Origin of the sequence: Helicobacter bilis ATCC 51630 (assembly GCF_000686565.1) — a bacterium.
Lineage (GTDB): Bacteria > Campylobacterota > Campylobacteria > Campylobacterales > Helicobacteraceae > Helicobacter_A > Helicobacter_A bilis.
In genome coordinates, this window is sequence record NZ_JMKW01000111.1 from 1 (window position 1) to 1738 (window position 1738).

1 pseudogene is annotated in these 1738 nt (G+C 34.4%); it reads right to left on the minus strand.

Going from position 1 to position 1738, the window contains the following annotated elements:
• Positions 1-1738: pseudogene (locus tag T368_RS15990) on the minus strand (hypothetical protein); the annotation flags it as partial.

Consider the following 1738-nt stretch of genomic DNA (forward strand, 5'->3'; position numbering starts at 1 on the left):
ATGCATTTTGCAAGTTATCAATGCTTGTTTTATAATCTTGTTTTGCTTGTTTGTCGATTTCATCTAGCATGTGTTTATAGACTTCTGGCAGGTTTATTACAGAATCTTTATTTGTTTGTGTGTTAGATTCAATATGTGGATTTAATCCCTTTATTTTTCCACTTTTTGCATACTCGTCTATGATTTGTTGTTCGTATTCTTTAGAAAGTCTTGTAAAGTTTTCCCCCATTGCATGAATTGCCTTATTTACGATTGTAGCCTCTTCGCTTGTGAGTTTTCCTGCAAACTCTCTAGCTAACTCTTTATTAGAAAATAATGCAGAAAGTAGCTTATCTTGGCTTTCTTTCTTGCTTGAGAGATGTTTTAATACATTATAATTGCTTATTTTATCCATGAAGTTACCCATGAATGTGGGGTCTTTCATCTCTTTACTTATAATTCTATCGCTTTGCAAACCTTTAAATATTTCATAATTAGAATCTATCTCACTTTTATTAAATTTTGCTAGTTTTCTGTGTATTGAAGCTTCTTCATTATCTAGGTATTTGCTTATTTTTATGTTTTTTAAATCATCTGTGCTTAGATTCTTTAAATCTTTAATGCTGTTATATGCTTTACTTGCCCCTTTTGCTATACCTGCTCCAACATACACGCCTACTGCACTGCCTAACGCATTTCCTGCACTATGCTTTAGTATGTCTTGTATATCGCCCTCTTGGGCTGTCTCGTTTTGCATATTGATATAATCTAGCGGACTAGCTATCGCACTCATTCCCGCACTTTGCAGGGCTGTTTTTGCTAAGCTTTGGGTGAGTTTAATACCTCCCTTTGTTACTTGTGCGGCTTTTCCTACTGGGATAAAGGAAGACACTACATCATAATAATTTGCTTCAAGGGCAGTCCCCAAGTTATTAAAGACTGATTGCATATCGGGGTAAAGCTTATTGCCCTCTTTATCGATTAAAACATAATCTTGTGCTTGTGCATCATACTCTAGCCTATCATAGCCATACATTTGGGCTAGTTTTGTGCCTGATGTAAGTGTCTTTTGTCTTGCTTCTTTTTGCAAATCCTCTGTTAAGTTAAATATCGATGAGTTTTGAGAGTCAAGTATGACTAGCTTTTTTACTAATTCATGGTTAATATTTTGTCTTGTAAGATTGTTTTTATACTTTTGTAGGTTTTTATTTTCATCTGTAAAAAGATAGTCAATAAAGCGGGATATATTAGATTCAGAATCTCTTAAATAATCCTTTTCCTCTTCGCTTAAATCTTTTATCTCTTTGTTTTGAATCCCTTTTATAAGCTTTTGTTCTTTTAGCTTATCTTCTTCATAGTTTTTTAAGCCTATAGATTCCTTACTTGTCCCATATTTTTCTAAGTATGAATACACTGCCTTTTGTGCTTCTTTCTCTTTTAGCTTTTCTTTGTTATAGTTTCTTAGGGCAGTTTGTCCTGTCATTGTATTCCATGCTTCCCATGTGGCATCAAAGAAGGCGCCCTTGTTATATCTCTCTTTTGTTTCTTCATCAAGGGGATTAAAGCTTTTTGCACTCTCTTTTACTGCTCTGTATGCACCCTGCATATAATCATTGTTTGAGAATTTATCGTTTAAGATTTCTGCGCCCTTTTGTGCGGCGAGTTTTGCTTTTATAAAGTCTTGGTAAGCTTTGTTGTTTATATCAAAGCCTTGTGTTGTGTTTTGTGTTTGGTGTATTGGCTCTTGGGCTTGTGTGTT